The following is a 17,334-nucleotide window of genomic DNA, read 5'->3' on the forward strand; positions in this document are numbered from 1 at the left end:
CCCGGTTACATTCCGAACCCGGAAGCTAAGCCCTCCAGCGCCGATGGTACTGCACTCGTGAGGGTGTGGGAGAGTAGGACGCCGCCGGACAATCTTTCAGAAGAGGCCACCCCTCACGGGGTGGCCTTTTCTGCGTCTGCTCGTTTCCCGGTCAGCTGATCGCCGACGGGCGTGGGGTCAGTTTCGGGTCTGCATGCCGTCGCGGAGGTCGCGCAGCAGGTCGCCGGCGTCGTTGACCGACCGGCCCGGGAACATCGCCATGACCACGCTGCCGTGGTCGGCCCAACCGCACACCGCGAAGTCCCCGCCCTCGCCGCTGGTGCTGCCACACTTCAGCACGCCGCCGAGGTCGCCCGCGGGCAGCTCGCGCAGCCCGTTCACCGCACCGGTCTCGTCCGACATCAGGCGGAAGAGGCTGTCCAGGTCCCGTTCCGGCTGCCAGAGCAGGGTGGTGCCGCCGAAGATGAGCACCGAGCGCTTCTCGTCGGCCGGGTCGCGGTAGACGGTGCCGAAACTGCGGTCCAGCTCGATGTTCGCCGCCAGGCCGCTGCGCAGATAGTCGGCGGTGCTCTTCGCCCGCTCGCTGTCGTCGCGGGTCAGACCCACCACCTGATCGGGTGAGGTCAGTTGGGTGTCCTTCTGCTGCGCCACCCGCCACCCGGCGACACCGAGCACCCCGGCGCCGGCGAGACCGACCACCAGTGCGGCCCCCCAAGCGATCTTGCGGCGGCGGGACCAGCCACCGGATCGCTCGTCGGGATCGCCTCCGGTGTCGCGGGTGCTCAGCTGGATCGGCTCTTCGGTGAGCTCGACCGGCTCGCGGCCGCCGTCGAGCGACCGCTGGGTGAGATGTGCGTCGGACATAGCCGACACCGTACGCGAACGGCAGGTGGCGCACGTCAGGTCTGCGGAAGCGCTCCGTAGACTTGTCCGGTGACCGAGAGACTGGATGCCCGACGCCCCGACGCCCCGACCCTTGCCGGCCAGTACCAGCCCGGTGAGGTAGAGCAGCGACGGTACGAGCAGTGGGTAGCCGGCGGGCACTTCCGGGCCTCCGCCGACAGCGACAAGCCCCCCTTCACCATCGTCATCCCGCCGCCGAACGTCACCGGCTCGCTGCACATGGGCCACGCGTTCGAACACACGCTGATGGACGCGTTGACCCGTCGCAAGCGGATGCAGGGCTTCGAGGCGCTGTGGCTGCCCGGCATGGACCACGCCGGCATCGCCACCCAGAACCTGGTCGAGCGGCAGCTCGCCGCCGAGGGGCTGTCCCGACACGACCTCGGTCGGGAGAAGTTCGTCGAGCGGGTCTGGCAGTGGAAGGCCGAGTCCGGTGGGGCCATCCTCGGTCAGATGCGCCGCCTCGGCGACTCCGTCGACTGGGACCGCGAGCGCTTCACCATGGACGAGGGGCTGAGCCGCGCCGTCCAGACGATCTTCAAGAAGCTCTTCGACGACGGCCTCATCTACCGGGCCAACCGGATCATCAACTGGTGTCCGCGGTGCCTCACGGCGCTCTCCGACATCGAGGTCGAGCACACCGACGACGACGGTGAGCTGATCTCGATCCGCTACAGCGACGAGGTCGTGGTGGCCACCACCCGGGCCGAGACGATGCTCGGCGACACCGCCGTGGCGGTGCACCCCGACGACGAGCGCTACCAGCACCTGATCGGCACCGAGGTCGAGCTGCCGCTGACCGGCCGCCGGATCCCGATCGTCGCGGACGCGCACGTCGACCCGTCCTTCGGCACCGGCATGGTCAAGGTGACCCCGGCCCACGACCCGAACGACTTCGAGATCGGCCAGCGGCACGACCTGCCCGCGCTGACCGTGATGGACGAGCGGGGTGTGATCACCGTCCCCGGCCCGTTCGAGGGGCTGGACCGGTTCGAGGCGCGGCCGGCGATCGTGGCAGCGCTGCGGGAGCAGGGCCGGATCGTCGCCGAGAAGCGCCCGTACGTGCACGCCGTCGGGCACTGCTCGCGCTGCAAGACCACCGTCGAGCCGCGGCTGTCGCTGCAGTGGTTCGTCAACACCGCCCCGCTGGCCCAGGCCGCGGGTGACGCGGTGCGCGACGGCCAGGTCCGCATCGAGCCGGCCGAGTTGGCCAAGCGTTACTTCGCCTGGGTCGACAACATGCACGACTGGTGCATCTCCCGCCAGCTGTGGTGGGGGCACCGCATCCCGGTCTGGTACGGCCCGGCCGGTGAGATCGTCTGCGTCGGCCCGGACGAGGCGCCGCCGACCGGCGAGGGCTGGCACCAGGACGAGGACGTCCTGGACACCTGGTTCTCCAGCGGCCTGTGGCCGTTCTCCACGCTGGGCTGGCCCGAGCAGACCCCGGACCTGGCGAAGTTCTACCCGACCAGCGTGCTGGTCACCGGGTACGACATCCTCTTCTTCTGGGTCGCCCGGATGATGATGTTCGGCCTCTACGCGATGGACGGCCGGCCGCCCTTCGACGTGGTCGCGCTGCACGGCATGGTGCGCGACCAGTTCGGCAAGAAGATGTCGAAGTCGTTCGGCAACGTGGTCGACCCGCTGGACTGGATCGACCGGTACGGCGCCGACGCCACCCGGTTCACCCTGGCCCGGGGCGCGAACCCCGGCCAGGACGTCCCGGTCAGCGAGGAGTGGTGCCAGGGCTCGCGCAACTTCTGCAACAAGCTCTGGAACGCCACCCGGTTCGCGCTGATGAACGGCGCCCACACCACGGGTGACCTGCCCCCCACCGAGCAGCTCTCCACCGTCGACCGGTGGATCCTGTCCCGGTTGGCGCACGTCACCGCCGAGGTCGACGAGCAGTTCGAGGCGTACGAGTTCGCCAAGGTGTGCGACCTGCTGTACCACTTCGCGTGGGACGACGTCTGCGACTGGTACGTCGAGCTGAGCAAGCCGGTGCTCGCCGAGGGCGGCGAGCGCGCGGAGGCCAGCCGTCGGGTGCTCGGGCACGTGCTCGACCAGCTGCTGCGGCTGCTGCACCCGGTGATTCCGTTCGTCACCGAGGAGTTGTGGCTCGCGCTGACCGGCGGCGAGACGGTGCAGGCCGCCGCCTGGCCGGTGGCCGACCGGTCGCTGGTCGACGACGCCGCCGAGGCCGAGCTGCTCGGCGTGCAGCGGGTGGTCACCGAGATCCGCCGGTTCCGTTCCGACCAGGGGCTGCGTCCCACGCAGCGGGTGGCCGCCCGGCTGGACGGGTTGTCCGGTGCGGGTATCGCGGCCCACGAGCCGCTGATCCGTTCGCTGGTCCGGCTGGACCCGGCCGGTGACGACTTCCAGGCCAGCGCCACGCTGGCCATGCCCGGCGCGGTCGGTGTCGCGTTGGACACCCGGGGGTCGATCGACGTGGCCGCCGAACGGGCCCGGCTGACCAAGGACCGCGCGGCGGCCGAGAAGGAGGCCGCGCAGGCCCGGGCGAAGCTCGGCAACCCGGCCTTCATCGGGAAGGCTCCCGAGCCGGTGGTCGCGAAGATCCGCGACCGGCTCGCCACCGCCGAGGCCGACCTGGTCCGGATCGACGCTGCTCTGGAGACACTGCCCTCGTGACCGACCGTACCGATTTCGCCGCCGCCGAAGCCGAGCTGAACGCCCGCGGTTTCACCCGCATGGTCTTCGAGCTGGACCGGATCGAGTCGTTGCTCGACCTGCTCGGTAGCCCACAGCGGGCGTACCCCGCGATCCATCTGACCGGCACCAACGGCAAGACGTCCACCGCGCGGATGATCGACTCGCTGTTGCGGGCGTTCGGGCTGCACACCGGCCGCTACACCAGCCCGCACCTGGAGACCGTCCGGGAGCGGATCGCCCTGGACGGGGAACCGGTCAGCGAGGAACGGTTCGCGGCGGTGTACCAGGAGATCAAGCCGCTGGCCGAGCTGGTCGACGCGCGGTCCGACGAGCCGCTGACGTACTTCGACATGACCACCGCGCTGGCGTTCGCCACGTTCGCCGACGCGCCGGTCGACATCGCGGTGGTCGAGGTCGGTCTCGGCGGTGCCGAGGACGCCACGAACGTCCTCCAGGCCGGGGTCTGCGTGATCACCCCGATCGGGTTGGACCACACCGAGTGGCTTGGCGACACGCTCCAGGACATCGCGTTGGCCAAGGCCGGCATCATCCACCCGGGCGCCACCGTGATCGCGGCGGCGCAGGAGGAGGAGGCGGCGGGCCCCCTGCTCGAACGCTGCGCCGAGGTCGGGGCCACCATCGCCCGGGAGGGCGGCGAGTTCGGCGTGCTCGGTCGGGCGGTCGCGGTCGGCGGTCAGGTGCTGCGCCTCCAGGGCCTGGGCGGCGTGTACGACGACGTGTTCATCCCGCTGCACGGTGCCCACCAGGCGCAGAACGCGGCGGTGGCGCTCGCCGCGGTGGAGGCGTTCCTGGGTGCGGGGGCTCGACGTCAGCTCGACATCGAGGCGGTCCGGGAGGGTTTCGCCTCGACCAGTTCCCCGGGCCGGCTGGAGCGGGTCCGTAACGCCCCGACCGTCCTGCTGGACGGGGCGCACAACCCGCACGGCATGAAGGCCACCGTCACCGCGCTCCAGGAGGAGTTCGCGTTCAGCAAGCTGGTCGCCGTGCTCGGCGTCCTCGCCGACAAGGACGCGGAGGCGTTGCTGGAGCTGCTGGAGCCGGTGGTCGACCACGTGGTGGTCACCCGTAACAGCTCGCCACGGGCGATGCCGACGGAGGAACTCGCCGCGCTGGCCGTCGAGGTCTTCGGCGAGGAGCGGGTGGACTCGGCCGAGGAGATGCCGGACGCCATCGAGTTGGCGGTGGCGTTGGCCGAGGAGGACGTCCCGGGCGAGCTGAGCGGGGTCGGGGTGCTGGTCACGGGTTCCGTGGTGACGGTCGCCGACGCGCGCCGGCTGCTGAAGCGATGACCGGCCCGGAGCGGGAGCCGCACACCGCCGAGGAGCCGGCCGGCGCGCCGGTCGAGCCGCCGGTGGGGGAGGAGCCCACGGCCGGGCAGCCGCGGCGTTCCGGGTTGCGCAACCCGGAGCGGGCGGTACGCGGTCTCGGTGCGGGCACGCTCAGCCTGGAGGCGCTGGTGCTCCTGCTGGCGATCCAGCCGATCCGGGTGGTCGGCGGTGACCTCGGCGGCGCCGCGATCGGCGCGGTGGTGGCGTTGGCGGTGGCCGCCGTGGTGCTCGCCGGCATGATGCGCCGCCCGTGGGCCTGGAACGCCGGCACCGTGCTGCAGGGCCTGCTGTTGCTGGGCGGTCTGCTGCACTGGTCGCTGCTCGGGCTGGGCATCATCTTCGCCCTGGTCTGGGCGTACGCGCTGCACGTACGCCGGGTCATCCTCGGCTGACGCCGACCCGTCGGCGACGCCCGGAGGCGGGAGCGGGCCGGGTCAGGCGTCGGCGCGTTCGCGCCACTGGGTGAGGGCGACACCGTGGCCGTCCGGGTCACGGAAGGCCGCCGCCCAGCCCTCCAGCTTGGCGCCCCGGTTGACCACCCGGGGCGCGTACGTGAAGCGGACACCCGACTCGCGCAACCGTTCGTACGCGGCCTCGATGTCGGTGACCTCAAGGTTGACGTGCACGAGGCGACGGCTGATGGGCGCCGCCCCGGTCACCTCGCGCAGGACGATCCGGGTCGCCCCGGAGGCGAGGACGGCGTTGTGGGCACCCTGGTCGACCTCGCTGAAGCCGAGCACGTCACGGTAGAAGCCGAGCGACCGGGACAGGTCGGTGACCAGCAGGGTGAGGCCCACCCCGCTGATCGGTGCGGCCGGATCCGCTGCCGGGTCGGCGGCGAACCCGAGGATCGCCCGGTCGAACTCCTCGTCGGTCACCGTCTCGGGTGCGGCACCGGCCGGGGAGGGATCGTCCAGCGGAAGGTCGAGCGGGTCCAACGGGTCGGCCGCACCGGGGCCGGACCGCTGCGCGGGAGGCGGGTCGAAGCGCTGCGCGGGCGGGTCGACGGTGTCGTCGGAGGGCGGGATGACAGTGCCGTCCTCCGTGGCGTCGAACCGGTCGGCGGTGGGCTCGTCGAAGCGCTCCTCGGCGGGTGAGCGGGGGGCCGGGGTGGCCCGCCGCGGCAGCCCGCCGGCCTGCGGTTCGACGACGACGCCCTCCAACACCACCGGGCCGCCCGGGCTCTGGTGCATCACCACGGGCTCGCGCTCCTCGGCCACGACGCCCGCGTCGTCACGCCGGAGATCGTCACGCCGGGGGTCGGTGCGCAGCGGATCGGCGCGCACAGGGTCACCGAGCGGGTCCCGGAACGGGTCACCGACCGGGTCACGGAAGTCCTCGCGGAAGTCGTCGTCCGGTGCGCGGTCGGTCCACGGCGGCGCGTCCTGCTGGATCAGGACCTCGTCCATCGCCTCCGCGTCGGCGAACTCCGGCGGGAGGTCGGCGACGGCGGCGGCGGTCTCGGCGTGGGTCGGCACCTCGTCCCAGAGGACCTTGACGTGCCGCTGGTCGTCCAACGCGACCCGGATCGGCAGGGTCTGGCCCAGCGACGGCCACTTGGAGACCGGCACCCTCGGCTCGATGATCTTCTTGGACCGGGGCGGCAGACCCGGGGCGTCTATCACCAGTTGGAGTTCGCAGCGGCCGAACGCGTACTGGGTGGGTGGTTCCGAGGCGCTGTGCACGTGCCCGACGCCGACCACCCAGGTACGCCCGCCGCCGCGTACGGTCGCGAGCGCGATCGCCAGCACCAGCAGGGCGACCCCGAGAGCCACGATGGCCCAACTGGTCATGCCCAGGCCGAAGAGGACGACGAACGTGGCAACGGTGCCCAGCACCGCGCCGATCAGCTTGCGTACCGGCGCGATGGGTCGGTTCCCGCCATTCGCCACAGTGGACCTCCCGGGGGTCAGGACCAGGCTAGGCCGGATCGGCCACCGGGGGAAAGACCGGCCGCCGCGCCGACGCCGGGGCCGGGTCGCTAGGCTGACCGTACCGACCCCGAGCGTGAAGCGCGTACAGGAGGAACCCAGCGTGTCCAGCAACAGCCCGGAAGAGCGCAGCCTCGTTCTGATCAAGCCCGACGCGGTTCGCCGCGGCCTGGTTGGCGAGGTCCTCTCCCGCTTCGAGCGCAAGGGGCTGCGGATCGACGCGATGGTGCACCGGACGATGGACGCCGCGCTCGCCGACGAGCACTACGCCGAGCACGTCGACAAGGCGTTCTACCCGCCGCTGAAGGACTTCATGACCAGCGGCCCGTTGGTCGCCCTGGTGCTCTCCGGCGACCAGGTCATCGACGTGGTCCGTGGGCTGGTCGGGGCCACCGACGGGCGCAAGGCCGCCGCCGGCACCATCCGCGGTGACCTGTCGCTGTCCAACCGGGAGAACCTCGTGCACGCCTCCGACTCGACGGACAGCGCCAAGCGCGAGATCGCGCTCTGGTTCCCCGAGCTGGGCTGACGCCCCGCCGGCCCGGGGCCCCGACACCGCTGACGGGCCCCGACACCACTGACGCCCGAATTCAGCCGGTCGCCGGCACCTTCGCCGGGTTGCCGATCACGTAGATCCCGGTGATCCGTCCGTCGGCCGCGGCGATGGTCAGCGTGTACCGACTGCCGTCCGCGCGGGTGACCAGCACCGCGGGTTCCGCGTTGAGTTCGATCGGCTCCATGGTCACCTGATGACGTGGGCCGTAGACCCCGGCGTAGAACCGGGCGATCCGGTCCGCGCCGGTGACCGGGTTGAGGGCGGCCCGGGCCCGTCCGCCGCCGTCGTTCCAGGCGGTGGCGTCGGCGGCCACCAGGTCGGTGAGGGTGGCCAGGTCGCCGTCGCGGGCGGCGGCGAGGAACGCGTTCAGCAGACGCTCCCGCTCCGGGCGGCTGGCGGTGAACCGGCGCTGCTCCTGGCGTACCCGGGCGGTCGCCCGGTGGTACAGCTGCCGGCAGTCGGCGACGGACCGGTCCAGGATCTCGGCGATCTCCGCGTACGGCAGGTCGAAGGCCGTGTGCAGGACGTACACCGCCCGCTCCGGCGGGGTGAGCCGCTCCAGGACGTGCAGCAACGCGGTGGAGAGCGAGTCGCGCAGCTCCACCCGGTCCAACGGTCCGAACGGCGAGGGCGCGGTCGGCACCGGCTCGGGCAGCCACGTCCCCACGTACGTCTCGCGGGCCGCCTGCCGGGCGCGTAGGCGGTCCACTGCCAACCGGGTGACCACCCGGGACAGGTACCGGCGCGGCTCGTCGACCCGTGCCCGGTCCACACCCAGCCAGCGCAGGTACGCCTCCTGCAGCACGTCCTCCGCGTCGTGCAGGCTGCCGAGCATCCGGTACGCGAGCCCAAGCAGCATCGGCCGGTGCGCCTCGAGCGCACCGGCCGCCTCTGCTGCCGCCTGGGTGGTCACGCCTGGGCCGGAGGCTCCAGCCGCATGGTGACCCCGATCCGATTCCACACGTTGATTGTGGCAATCGCGATGACCAGGTCGGCCAGTTCCTTCTCGGACCAGACCTTCGCGGCGTCATCCCACACCTCGTCCGGCACCCCGTGCTCGCCGAGCCGGGTGACCGCGTCGGTGAGGGCCAACGCGGTCCGTTCCCGCTCGTCGAAGAAGGGCGACTCCCGCCAGGTGGCGACCGCGAACAGCCGCCGGCTCGACTCGCCGCCGGCGAGCGCGTCCCGGCTGTGCATGTCCACGCAGTACGCGCACCCGTTGATCATCGACGCCCGGAGCTTCACCAGCTCCAGCACCGTGTGGTCGACGTTCGTCTGGACGTACTTCTCCAACCCGAGGACGGCCTTGTACGCCTGCGGCACGACCTCGGTCGGGTTCATCCGTTGCACGACTACCTCCTGATCGATTCCGACACCCATACGACGGTTGCGCCGGGCGGGTCGTGACAACCGGGACTGTGACCCCGCTCATGCCGGCGGCGATCGGTGGGCGACAGGCCGACCGACGACCGGCGTTCGCGTCCGCGTCACCCGGGCCGCCGCTCACCGTCACCTCGACCCGATAGACCCACGGGGTCAACCCATGATCGGGAGGAAGCATGACCGAGCTTGATCGACGTACCCTGCTGCGCACCGGCCTGATGGTCGGCGCCGGAGCCGCCGGCGGCGCGCTGCTGGGCGGTGCCGGCGCGAACGCCGCCCCGGCCTGGCGCCCGGCGGCGCGCCCGGTGCTCACCCACGGGGTGCAGAGCGGCGACGTGACCGCGGACTCGGCGCTGGTCTGGACGCGGGCCGACCGGCCGGGCCGGATGCTGGTCGAGGTGAGCCGACGACCGGACTTCCGGGGGGCGCGCCAGCTGCGGGGTCCGGTGCTCACCCCGAACGGCGACTTCACCGGGAAGGTCCGGCTGCGGGGCCTGCCGGACGCCGAGCGGCTGCACTACCGGGTGCGGGTGGAGAGCCTGGATCGGCACGGGGTGGTCAGTGAGCCGCTGACCGGCACCCTGACCACCGCGCCGGGACGGCACCGCCGACGCGACGTGAAGTTCGTCTGGACCGGCGACGTGGTCGGACAGGGCTGGGGCATCGCCCCCGACTTCGGCGGCATGTCGATCTTCCGGGCGATGCGGCAGGTCCGACCGGACTTCTTCCTGTGCAGCGGGGACACGGTGTACGCCGACGGCCCGCTGGTCGAGTCGGTGACGCTGCCCGACGGGCGGATCTGGCGCAACCTGGTCACCCCGGAGAAGAGCAAGGTCGCCGAGACGCTGGCCGAGTACCGCGGGCAGTTCGCCTACAACCTGCTCGACGAGCACCTGCGGGAGTTCGCCGCGGCGGTGCCGCAGATCAACCAGTGGGACGACCACGAGGTCCTGAACAACTGGTACCCGGGCGAGATCCTGGACGACCCGCGCTACACCGAGCGGCGGGTGGACGTGCTCGCCGCGCGGGCCCGCCAGGCGTTCAACGAGTGGCTACCGGTGCCGGTCGACGGGCCGATGTACCGGCGGCTGTCGTACGGGCCGTCGCTTGACGTGTTCGTGCTCGACATGCGCACCCACAAGGACCCGAACGACGGCAACACGTACGCCGACCCGAAGCGTGGCCTGCTCGGCCGGCAGCAGCGGGAGTGGCTGATCCGGGAGCTGAAGCGCTCCACGGCGACCTGGAAGGTGATCGCCAACGACCTGCCGATCGGAGTGGTGGTGCCGGACGGTCCGGGCGCGCAGGAGGGTGTCGCGCAGGGCGACCCGGGTGCGCCGGCGGGTCGGGAGCTGGAGTTCGCCGAGGTGCTGCGGGCCACCCACCGGGCCGGGGTGACCGGCATGGTCTTCCTCACCGCCGATGTGCACTACTCCGCCGCGCACCACTACGACCCGTCCCGCGCGGCGGTCGGCGACTTCACCCCGTTCTGGGAGTTCGTCTCCGGCCCGGCGCACGCCGGCGCGTTCGGCCCGAACGCGTTGGACGGCACGTTCGGGCCCCGGGCGGCCTTCGTGCACGCGCCGCCGGCGGCCAACACGTCACCGGCGGAGGGCTTCCAGCACTTCGGTGAGGTCACCATCGATGGTGAGTCCGAGGCCCTGACGGTCCACCTGCGCGACCGGGACGGCGCCTCGCTGTGGAGCACCACCCTCCCGGCCCCCTGACCACAGCTCGTTGATCATGAGGTTGGCGGGCGGATCGGCGGCCCACCGCCCGCCACCTCGTGATCAGCGACGGTCGCCGGGGATGAGGACCGGCGTGGCGGGCACCGTCCGCTCGGAGAGATCGGCGGGCGCGGCGGACGTCGGCGCGACGCTCGGAGTGCCGGTGGACGTGCCGGTCGGTGTGCCGGTCGGTGTGGCGGGGACGACCTTCCCCCGGCCGGAGAACCGGCGTCCCACCCCGATCATCGGCTGCTCCACCCAGCGGTAGAGCAGATCGGCGGCGAGCAGGCCGACCACCGTGGTGGCGACGAACAACCGGGTGCTGTGCCCGGCGTACGACGGGACCAACGCGATCACCGTCGTCATGGCGAGGTACTGCACCAGGTACAGCGAGTAGGAGCGTTCGCCCACGAACACCAGCGGTCGCCAGGAAAGCAGCTTCGTCGGCAGACCCGAGGCCAGCATGGCCGGGAGCAGCACCGCCACCGCCACCGCGTAAACGCCGATCATCAACTCTGAGTGACCGTCCTCGGCGGGCGGCCAGGACGGCAGCGACAGGTGCACGGCGACGAACCCGACGAGTACGGCGAGGGACGCCACCGGATGGGTCAACGGCCGGAACAGCGCGTACCCCCGGGGGTGGTGCATGACGACCGCCAGCAGGCAGCCCACCAGGATCGACACGTAGTGGATCGGCCAGTAGGGCCAGTCCTTCTCGAACGGGATCAGCGCGACCAGAGCGGCGATGGCCAGCAGCGTCACCGCCATCCGGCGCAGAAACGCGGTGCGGACGAACATGAAGGCCAGCAGTGGCCAGACCAGGTAGAACTTCCACTCGATGGCGATCGTCCAGGAGTGCGGGAACGCCTGGTTCGGCGCGAACTCGTTGACCATGAGCAGGTAGAACGGCATCGACTCGCGCAGCCTCGCGCTGGCGCCGTTGAGGTGCGCGAGGGCGTACGTCGCGGCGAGCACCACCAGGTAGACCGGCAGGATCCGGAAGATGCGCCGGACGTAGAAGGACCGCAGCGACACCCGCCCCCGCGACTCCTCCTCGCGCAGCATCAGCGTGGTGATCAGGAAGCCGGAGAGCACGAAGAACAGTTGGACGCCGACCCAGCCGGACAGCCAGGTCCATCGCGGCCCCCCGAAGTGGAAGGCGACGACGATCACCGCGGCGATCGCACGGAGCCCGTCGAGGGCGGGAAACCGGCGCATCGCTCGGTATTCGGCGTAACTTATCGTGGCCACCCGCTGAATTCTGGGGAGCGGCACACAACGCGTCAAGGCGGCTCTCTGACGCCGCCTCGCTCCGGAACGTCACCGTCCCCGTGACCACGAGCCGTCGGGCGAGGCGACAACTCCATGACCAACAAGGGTCGGGCGCCGGGGTCCTGCCAGCGCCGTTCGGCCCGGGCGGGCCGAACGGCTCCCCGTTGCCGACCGTCAGGTCGACGCCGCGGACCGCCTGGACCTTACGACGCTGTGATCCGCAGGCTAGGAGCGAAGGGGACGGGTGGGAAACGGATTCGGATCGAGCCGAATGCTCAGGCCGAGACGCCCGCCGGCTCGTCGCCGACGAGCTGTACCAGTGCCAGACCGGCCGGTTCCAGGCCGTACAGCACCCGCCGGCCCACCCGGCGGCGGTGCACCACACCGGCGGCCAGCAGCGCGGAGAGCTGCTCCGACACCGTGCTCGGGGCGAGCCCCAGAGCGGCCGCGAGGCCAGCGGTGGTGGCTGGCCGTGTCAGCGCCCGCAGCACCTGGGCACGACCTCGGCCGACCAGCATCGCCAGCCGGTCCGTGGCCGGTGTCGTCCGGGCCGCCGAGGTCGGCCCACCCTCGGCGAGCACCACCGCCCCGCGCGCCTGGTAGGAGACGGCGATGATCTCCGGATGGTCGGTGGCGCAGATGAGTGCTCCCTGCGAGAAGACCAGGGGAATCAGCAGCAACCGCTGGTTCACCGCCGTGAACTCCTGCTCCGACGGCTTCACCAGCGTCAGCACCGGCTTTTCCCAGCGCACCCGCTCGTGCAGGTCGGCCAGCAGCGCGTCCGGACCGTACGCGGCGAGCGCCCGGGCCCGGTGCAGCACCTCCTCGTCCAGCGCCGCCTGCATCGCCGGCCACCACGGTGCGATGGCCGCGTCCCAGTACGCCTCGATGCCGTCGGCGAGCCGCTCCAGGGCGGCCCGTCGGTCCGTGACGAACGGGCGGAGCCACTCCGGCAGGTCGTCCGGGTGGTAGTAGTGGGGGATCTGCTCGGCGATCACCTCAGCGGGCGTCGCGCGCAGCTCGGCGAGCTGGTCGGCCAGGGTCGGCGCGGCCGACGTGGGGATCGGGCTGAGGAAGTCCGGTGCGGGTAGGCCGGCGGTCAGCAGCCGGGCCGGCGCGGTCGCCGGCACCTCGTCGAGTACCCGTCGTGCGTGCCGCGCCCAGGCGGTGTACGGCCAGGGAGCCTCTCCCGGGTGGCGGTGCAGCACGAAAAGGCTGGTCAGCACCTCCCAGAGCGGGCTGGTGGCGATCCGGGTGCGGGACAGGGTCGGCTCGTCCAACTCGATCCGGATCACCCGGTCAGCCTAGGGTGCCGGAGCGCGCGTCACTCGGCGGTGGGGTGGCGTGCGGGTCTTGTATCGTTGAGCACCGTAAGGCGATGACCCGGCCATCACCGGTGAGCCTCCGGAAGAACAGCCGGGTGACCGGCCCAGTAGAACCGGACGGGTGCGGCCCGTCACAGCCGGCAATGAGCGGGCGGTCGATCCTGACCGCCAAGCGGGGTGGTACCGCGGGCCACCCGGGAGCGCCGTCGTCGGCGTACCCGGACGGTTCGTCCTCGCAGACCCACGTTGAGTGAGCTGCGAGGAGAGCGACCCCCGATGGCCTATCCGTTGCACGACCCGACCGCCGCCGGTGTGCCGGCGAGCCCGGACCTGCCCTCGGTCGAGCGCCGGGTGCTGGAGCACTGGACGGCCGACAAGACCTTCGAGGCCAGCGTCGAGGCCCGTCCCGCCGGCACCGACGGCAAGAACGAGTACGTCTTCTACGACGGCCCGCCCTTCGCCAACGGTCTACCGCACTACGGTCACCTCTTCACCGGCTACGTCAAGGACGTGGTGCCGCGCTACCAGACCATGCGCGGCCGCCACGTCGAGCGGCGCTTCGGGTGGGACTGCCACGGCCTGCCCGCCGAGGTGGTGGCCGAGAAGCAGCTCGGCATCACCAGCAAGGCGGAGATCATCGACCTGGGCGTGGCCCGGTTCAACGAGGCCTGCCGGACCTCGGTGCTGGAGTTCACCCAGGACTGGGAGCGGTACATCAACCGGCAGGCCCGCTGGGTCGACTTCACCAACGACTACAAGACCCTCGACCTGGACTACATGGAAAGCGTCATGTGGGCCTTCAAGACCCTGCACGACAAGGGTCTGATCTACGAGGGTTTCCGGGTGCTGGCGTACTGCTGGCGCTGCGAGACGCCGCTGTCGAACACCGAGACCCGGATGGACGACGTCTACCGGGACCGGCACGACCCCACCCTGTCGGTGTGGTTCGGGCTGACCGCCGACGAGTCCGCCCCGGAGCTGGTGCGCGGGCCGGTCAAGCTGGGCGTCTGGACCACCACGCCGTGGACCCTGCCGTCGAACCTGGCGCTCGCCGTCGGCCCGGACATCGAGTACGCGGTCCTGGAGCGCGAGGGCGAGCGGTTCGTGGTCGGTGCGGCGCGGCTGGCCGCGTACGCCAAGGAGCTGGACGGGTTCGAGCAGGTCGGCACCGTGTACGGCCGGGACCTGGTCGGACGCCGCTACACGCCGCTGTTCGACTTCCTCGTCGAGCAGGCCGGGGACAACGCCTACCAGGTGCTCGGCGCGGAGTTCGTCACCACCGAGGACGGCACCGGGATCGTGCACCTGGCCCCGGCCTTCGGTGAGGACGACCAGAACGTCTGCAACGCCGCCGGAATCCCCACCATCGTCACCGTGGACGACCACACCCGGTTCACCGCGCTGGTCCCGCCGTACCAGGGTGAGCAGGTCTTCGACGTCAACAAGCCGGTGATCCGGGAGCTGAAGGACCGGGGGGTGGTGCTCAAGCAGGACACCTACACCCACTCGTACCCGCACTGCTGGCGCTGCGACACCCCGCTGGTCTACAAGGCGGTCTCGTCGTGGTTCGTCGCCGTGACGAAGTTCCGGGACCGGATGGTCGAGCTGAACCAGGAGATCAACTGGACGCCGGCGCACATCAAGGACGGCTCGTTCGGCAAGTGGCTGGCCAACGCCCGGGACTGGTCGATCAGCCGCAACCGGTTCTGGGGCTCGCCGATCCCGGTGTGGAAGTCCGACGACCCGAACTACCCGCGCCTGGACGTCTACGGCTCCCTCGCCGACATCGAGCGGGACTTCGGCGTACGCCTGACCGACCTGCACCGGCCCGAAGTGGACGACCTGGTCCGCCCCAACCCGGACGACCCGAGCGGTCAGTCGATGATGCGCCGGGTCCCGGAGGTGCTGGACTGCTGGTTCGAGTCCGGTTCGATGCCGTTCGCCCAGGTGCACTACCCGTTCGAGAACGCGGACTGGTTCGAGCACCACTACCCGGGTGACTTCATCGTCGAGTACATCGGGCAGACCCGCGGCTGGTTCTACACGATGCACGTGCTGGCCACGGCGCTGTTCGACCGGCCGGCGTTCCGCAACTGCCTGAGCCACGGCATCCTGCTCGGCTCGGACGGGCGCAAGATGTCCAAGAGCCTGCGCAACTACCCGGACGTCTACCACGTCTTCGACTCGTACGGCTCGGACGCGATGCGCTGGATGCTGATGTCGTCGCCGGTGCTGCGCGGCGGGGACATGGCGGTGACCGAGACGCTGATCCGTGACGCGGTACGCCAGGTGCTGCTGCCGCTGTGGAACGTCTGGTACTTCTTCACGCTCTACGCCAACGCCGACGGGTATCAGGCGCGGCGGCGCACCGACTCCACCCATCTGCTCGACAGGTACATCCTGGCGAAGACGAACGAGCTGGTGTCGACGGTCGGCGCGCAGATGGACGCGTACGACATCTCCGGTGCCTGCGCGACCGTCCGGTCCTACCTGGACGCGCTGACCAACTGGTACGTGCGCCGGTCCCGGGACCGGTTCTGGTCCGGCGACGCCGACGCGTTCGACACCCTGTCGACGGTGCTGGAGACGCTCTGCCGGGTGGTGGCGCCGCTCGCGCCGCTGACCGCGGAGGAGATCTGGCGTGGGCTCACCGGTGAGCGGTCGGTGCACCTGACCGACTGGCCCTCGGCGGAGGAGTTCCCGGCCGACCACGACCTCGTCGCCGCGATGGACAACGTGCGGGCGGTCGCCTCGGCGGCGCTGTCGCTGCGCAAGGCCAAGGGGCTGCGGGTGCGCCTGCCGCTGTCGACGCTGACGGTGGCCTCGCCGGCGGCGGAGCAGTTGCGCCCGTTCGCCGACCTGGTCGCCGACGAGGTCAACGTGAAGACGGTGGAGTTCAGCGCGGAGCTGTCCGCGTACTGCGAGCAGGTGTTGACGGTGGTGCCCCGGGCGCTCGGCCCGCGCGTCGGCAAGCAGGTGCAGCAGGTGATCAAGGCGGTCAAGGCGGGCGACTGGGAGCTGGTCGACGGCGCCCCGGTGGCCGCCGGCGTCACCCTCGCCGAGGGCGAGTACGAGTTGCGCCTGATCGCGGCCGACGCCGAGCACTCCGCCCCGCTGCCCGGCGGTGAGGGCGTGGTGGTGCTGGACACCGACGTCACCCCGGAGTTGGCCGCCGAGGGGCTGGCCCGCGACGTGGTGCGGGTGGTGCAGCAGGCCCGCCGGGACGCCGACCTGGACGTCTCGGACCGGATCGTGGTGTCGGTGTCGGCGTCCGACGAGGTACGCGCGGCGGTGGCGGGGTACCTCGACTTCGTGGCCGGCGAGGTCCTGGCCGACTCGGTGGACTTCGCCGAGGGCCTCGACGGCTTCGCCGGCGAGGTCGGCGAGGGCGAGCGGGTCACGGTCACCGTCCGCCGGTCGTAGCACGCGGGGCGGACGCCGCCGCACCTCCGTCTGCGGGGTGTGGCGGCGTCCGCTACCGTGACACCGCCCGCTCGCACCTCATCTGCCGGAGGACCAGTGCCCCTGCTCTACACCATCGGCAAGCTGACCGTGGCGCCCACGCTGCGGGTGGCGTTCCGCCCGACCGTGGAGGGTCTGGAACACGTGCCGGAGACCGGCGGCGCGATCTTCGCCGGCAACCATCTCTCGGTGGCCGACGAGCTGTTCCTCGGCACCGTCGTGCCCCGGCACCTGGCGTTCTGGGCGAAGTCGGAGTACTTCAAGGGCGCCGGCGTGAAGGGTGCGATCTCCAAGTTCGTCCTCACCGGGCTGGGCGCGATCCCGGTCGAGCGGGCCGGTGGGCGCGCCGCGCTGTCCGCGTTCGACGCGGCGATCCCGGCCCTCAAGGGCGGTGACCTGGTGGTGGTCTACCCGGAGGGCACCCGCTCGCCGGACGGCAAGCTCTACCGGGGGCGCACCGGCGCGGCCCGGCTGGCCATCTCGGCCGGCGTGCCGATCATCCCGGTCGGCATGATCGGCACGGACAAGGCGCAGCCGATCGGCGCCCGGGTGCCCCGGCCGGGCACTGCCAAGATCACGGTTCGGTTCGGCAAGCCGCTGGACTTCACCGGCCGGCCGGACGACCGCACCTCGCTACGGCAGATGACCGACGAGCTGATGAGTGAGATCCAGAAGCTCACCGGCCAGGAGTACGTGCCGCGCTACGCCCCGCCGCGGGCCCACCCGGACCCGACCCGCGACGCCTGAGGGTGCGGC

At 71.5% G+C, this 17,334-nt stretch carries 13 protein-coding genes and 1 rRNA gene; 8 read left to right on the top strand and 6 right to left on the bottom strand.

Annotation, left to right across the window (positions count from 1 at the left end; genetic code table 11):
• Positions 1 to 90: ribosomal RNA gene (rrf, locus tag QCZ28_RS32045) — 5S ribosomal RNA — on the top strand; the annotation flags it as partial.
• A gap of 87 nt (positions 91 to 177) precedes the next feature.
• Here rrf and QCZ28_RS32050 read toward each other — a convergent pair.
• A complete protein-coding gene (locus QCZ28_RS32050; protein ID WP_279520074.1) occupies positions 178 to 864 on the bottom strand; it encodes a hypothetical protein in 687 nt (228 codons plus the stop codon).
• Positions 865 to 933: 69 nt separating this feature from the next.
• Between QCZ28_RS32050 and QCZ28_RS32055 the strand changes: the two genes are divergently transcribed.
• The 3 genes from QCZ28_RS32055 to QCZ28_RS32065 are packed head-to-tail and all read left to right on the top strand — an operon-like array spanning position 934 to position 5,314.
• Entirely contained in the window at positions 934 to 3,552 is a 2,619-nt protein-coding gene (locus QCZ28_RS32055) for a valine--tRNA ligase (RefSeq protein ID WP_279520075.1), read from the top strand.
• Complete coding sequence (locus tag QCZ28_RS32060; RefSeq protein ID WP_279520077.1) at positions 3,549 to 4,883, top strand: bifunctional folylpolyglutamate synthase/dihydrofolate synthase; 1,335 nt, start codon at positions 3,549 to 3,551, stop codon at positions 4,881 to 4,883. The genes QCZ28_RS32055 and QCZ28_RS32060 overlap by 4 nt, the downstream gene beginning before the upstream one ends.
• Entirely contained in the window at positions 4,880 to 5,314 is a 435-nt protein-coding gene (locus tag QCZ28_RS32065) for a DUF4233 domain-containing protein (protein ID WP_279520079.1), read from the top strand. The genes QCZ28_RS32060 and QCZ28_RS32065 overlap by 4 nt, the downstream gene beginning before the upstream one ends.
• Before the next feature lie 42 nt (positions 5,315 to 5,356).
• Here the strand turns inward: QCZ28_RS32065 and QCZ28_RS32070 are convergent, their stop codons facing one another.
• Positions 5,357 to 6,814 carry a VOC family protein gene (locus QCZ28_RS32070; RefSeq protein ID WP_279520080.1) on the bottom strand — a complete coding sequence of 486 codons (1,458 nt, stop codon included), beginning with the start codon at positions 6,812 to 6,814 and terminating at the stop codon, positions 5,357 to 5,359.
• A gap of 142 nt (positions 6,815 to 6,956) precedes the next feature.
• Here QCZ28_RS32070 and ndk point away from each other — a divergent pair, with 142 nt between their 5' ends.
• Positions 6,957 to 7,382 (top strand): nucleoside-diphosphate kinase, encoded by a 426-nt coding sequence (ndk, locus tag QCZ28_RS32075; protein WP_210866643.1) that lies wholly within the window; start codon positions 6,957 to 6,959, stop codon positions 7,380 to 7,382.
• A gap of 61 nt (positions 7,383 to 7,443) precedes the next feature.
• Here ndk and sigJ read toward each other — a convergent pair whose 3' ends face one another.
• Both sigJ and QCZ28_RS32085 read right to left on the bottom strand, forming a co-directional pair.
• A complete protein-coding gene (sigJ, locus tag QCZ28_RS32080; RefSeq protein WP_279520081.1) occupies positions 7,444 to 8,322 on the bottom strand; it encodes an RNA polymerase sigma factor SigJ in 879 nt (292 codons plus the stop codon).
• Positions 8,319 to 8,759: a carboxymuconolactone decarboxylase family protein gene (locus tag QCZ28_RS32085; RefSeq protein ID WP_279520082.1), complete on the bottom strand. Its 441-nt coding sequence runs from the start codon at positions 8,757 to 8,759 to the stop codon at positions 8,319 to 8,321. The genes sigJ and QCZ28_RS32085 overlap by 4 nt, the downstream gene beginning before the upstream one ends.
• Before the next feature lie 209 nt (positions 8,760 to 8,968).
• Between QCZ28_RS32085 and QCZ28_RS32090 the strand changes: the two genes are divergently transcribed.
• On the top strand, positions 8,969 to 10,519 hold the full coding sequence (locus tag QCZ28_RS32090; protein ID WP_279520083.1) for an alkaline phosphatase D family protein: 1,551 nt from the start codon (positions 8,969 to 8,971) through the stop codon (positions 10,517 to 10,519).
• Positions 10,520 to 10,582: 63 nt separating this feature from the next.
• On the opposite strand, the gene QCZ28_RS32095 is transcribed toward QCZ28_RS32090, so the two are convergent.
• Together QCZ28_RS32095 and QCZ28_RS32100 are read right to left on the bottom strand one after the other, a co-directional pair.
• A complete protein-coding gene (locus QCZ28_RS32095; RefSeq protein ID WP_279520084.1) occupies positions 10,583 to 11,770 on the bottom strand; it encodes an acyltransferase in 1,188 nt (395 codons plus the stop codon).
• Between the two features lie 296 nt (positions 11,771 to 12,066).
• Positions 12,067 to 13,086: an ArsR family transcriptional regulator gene (locus QCZ28_RS32100; protein ID WP_279520085.1), complete on the bottom strand. Its 1,020-nt coding sequence runs from the start codon at positions 13,084 to 13,086 to the stop codon at positions 12,067 to 12,069.
• A 306-nt stretch (positions 13,087 to 13,392) separates the two neighbouring features.
• Here QCZ28_RS32100 and ileS point away from each other — a divergent pair, with 306 nt between their 5' ends.
• Both ileS and QCZ28_RS32110 read left to right on the top strand, forming a co-directional pair.
• A complete protein-coding gene (gene ileS / locus QCZ28_RS32105) occupies positions 13,393 to 16,539 on the top strand; it encodes an isoleucine--tRNA ligase (RefSeq protein ID WP_279520087.1) in 3,147 nt (1,048 codons plus the stop codon).
• 96 nt (positions 16,540 to 16,635) lie between these two features.
• Positions 16,636 to 17,325 carry a lysophospholipid acyltransferase family protein gene (locus tag QCZ28_RS32110; protein WP_279520088.1) on the top strand — a complete coding sequence of 230 codons (690 nt, stop codon included), beginning with the start codon at positions 16,636 to 16,638 and terminating at the stop codon, positions 17,323 to 17,325.
• Positions 17,326 to 17,334 lie beyond the last annotated feature (9 nt).

Source organism: Micromonospora sp. DH14, assembly GCF_029809455.1.
Classification (GTDB): domain Bacteria; phylum Actinomycetota; class Actinomycetes; order Mycobacteriales; family Micromonosporaceae; genus Micromonospora; species Micromonospora parva.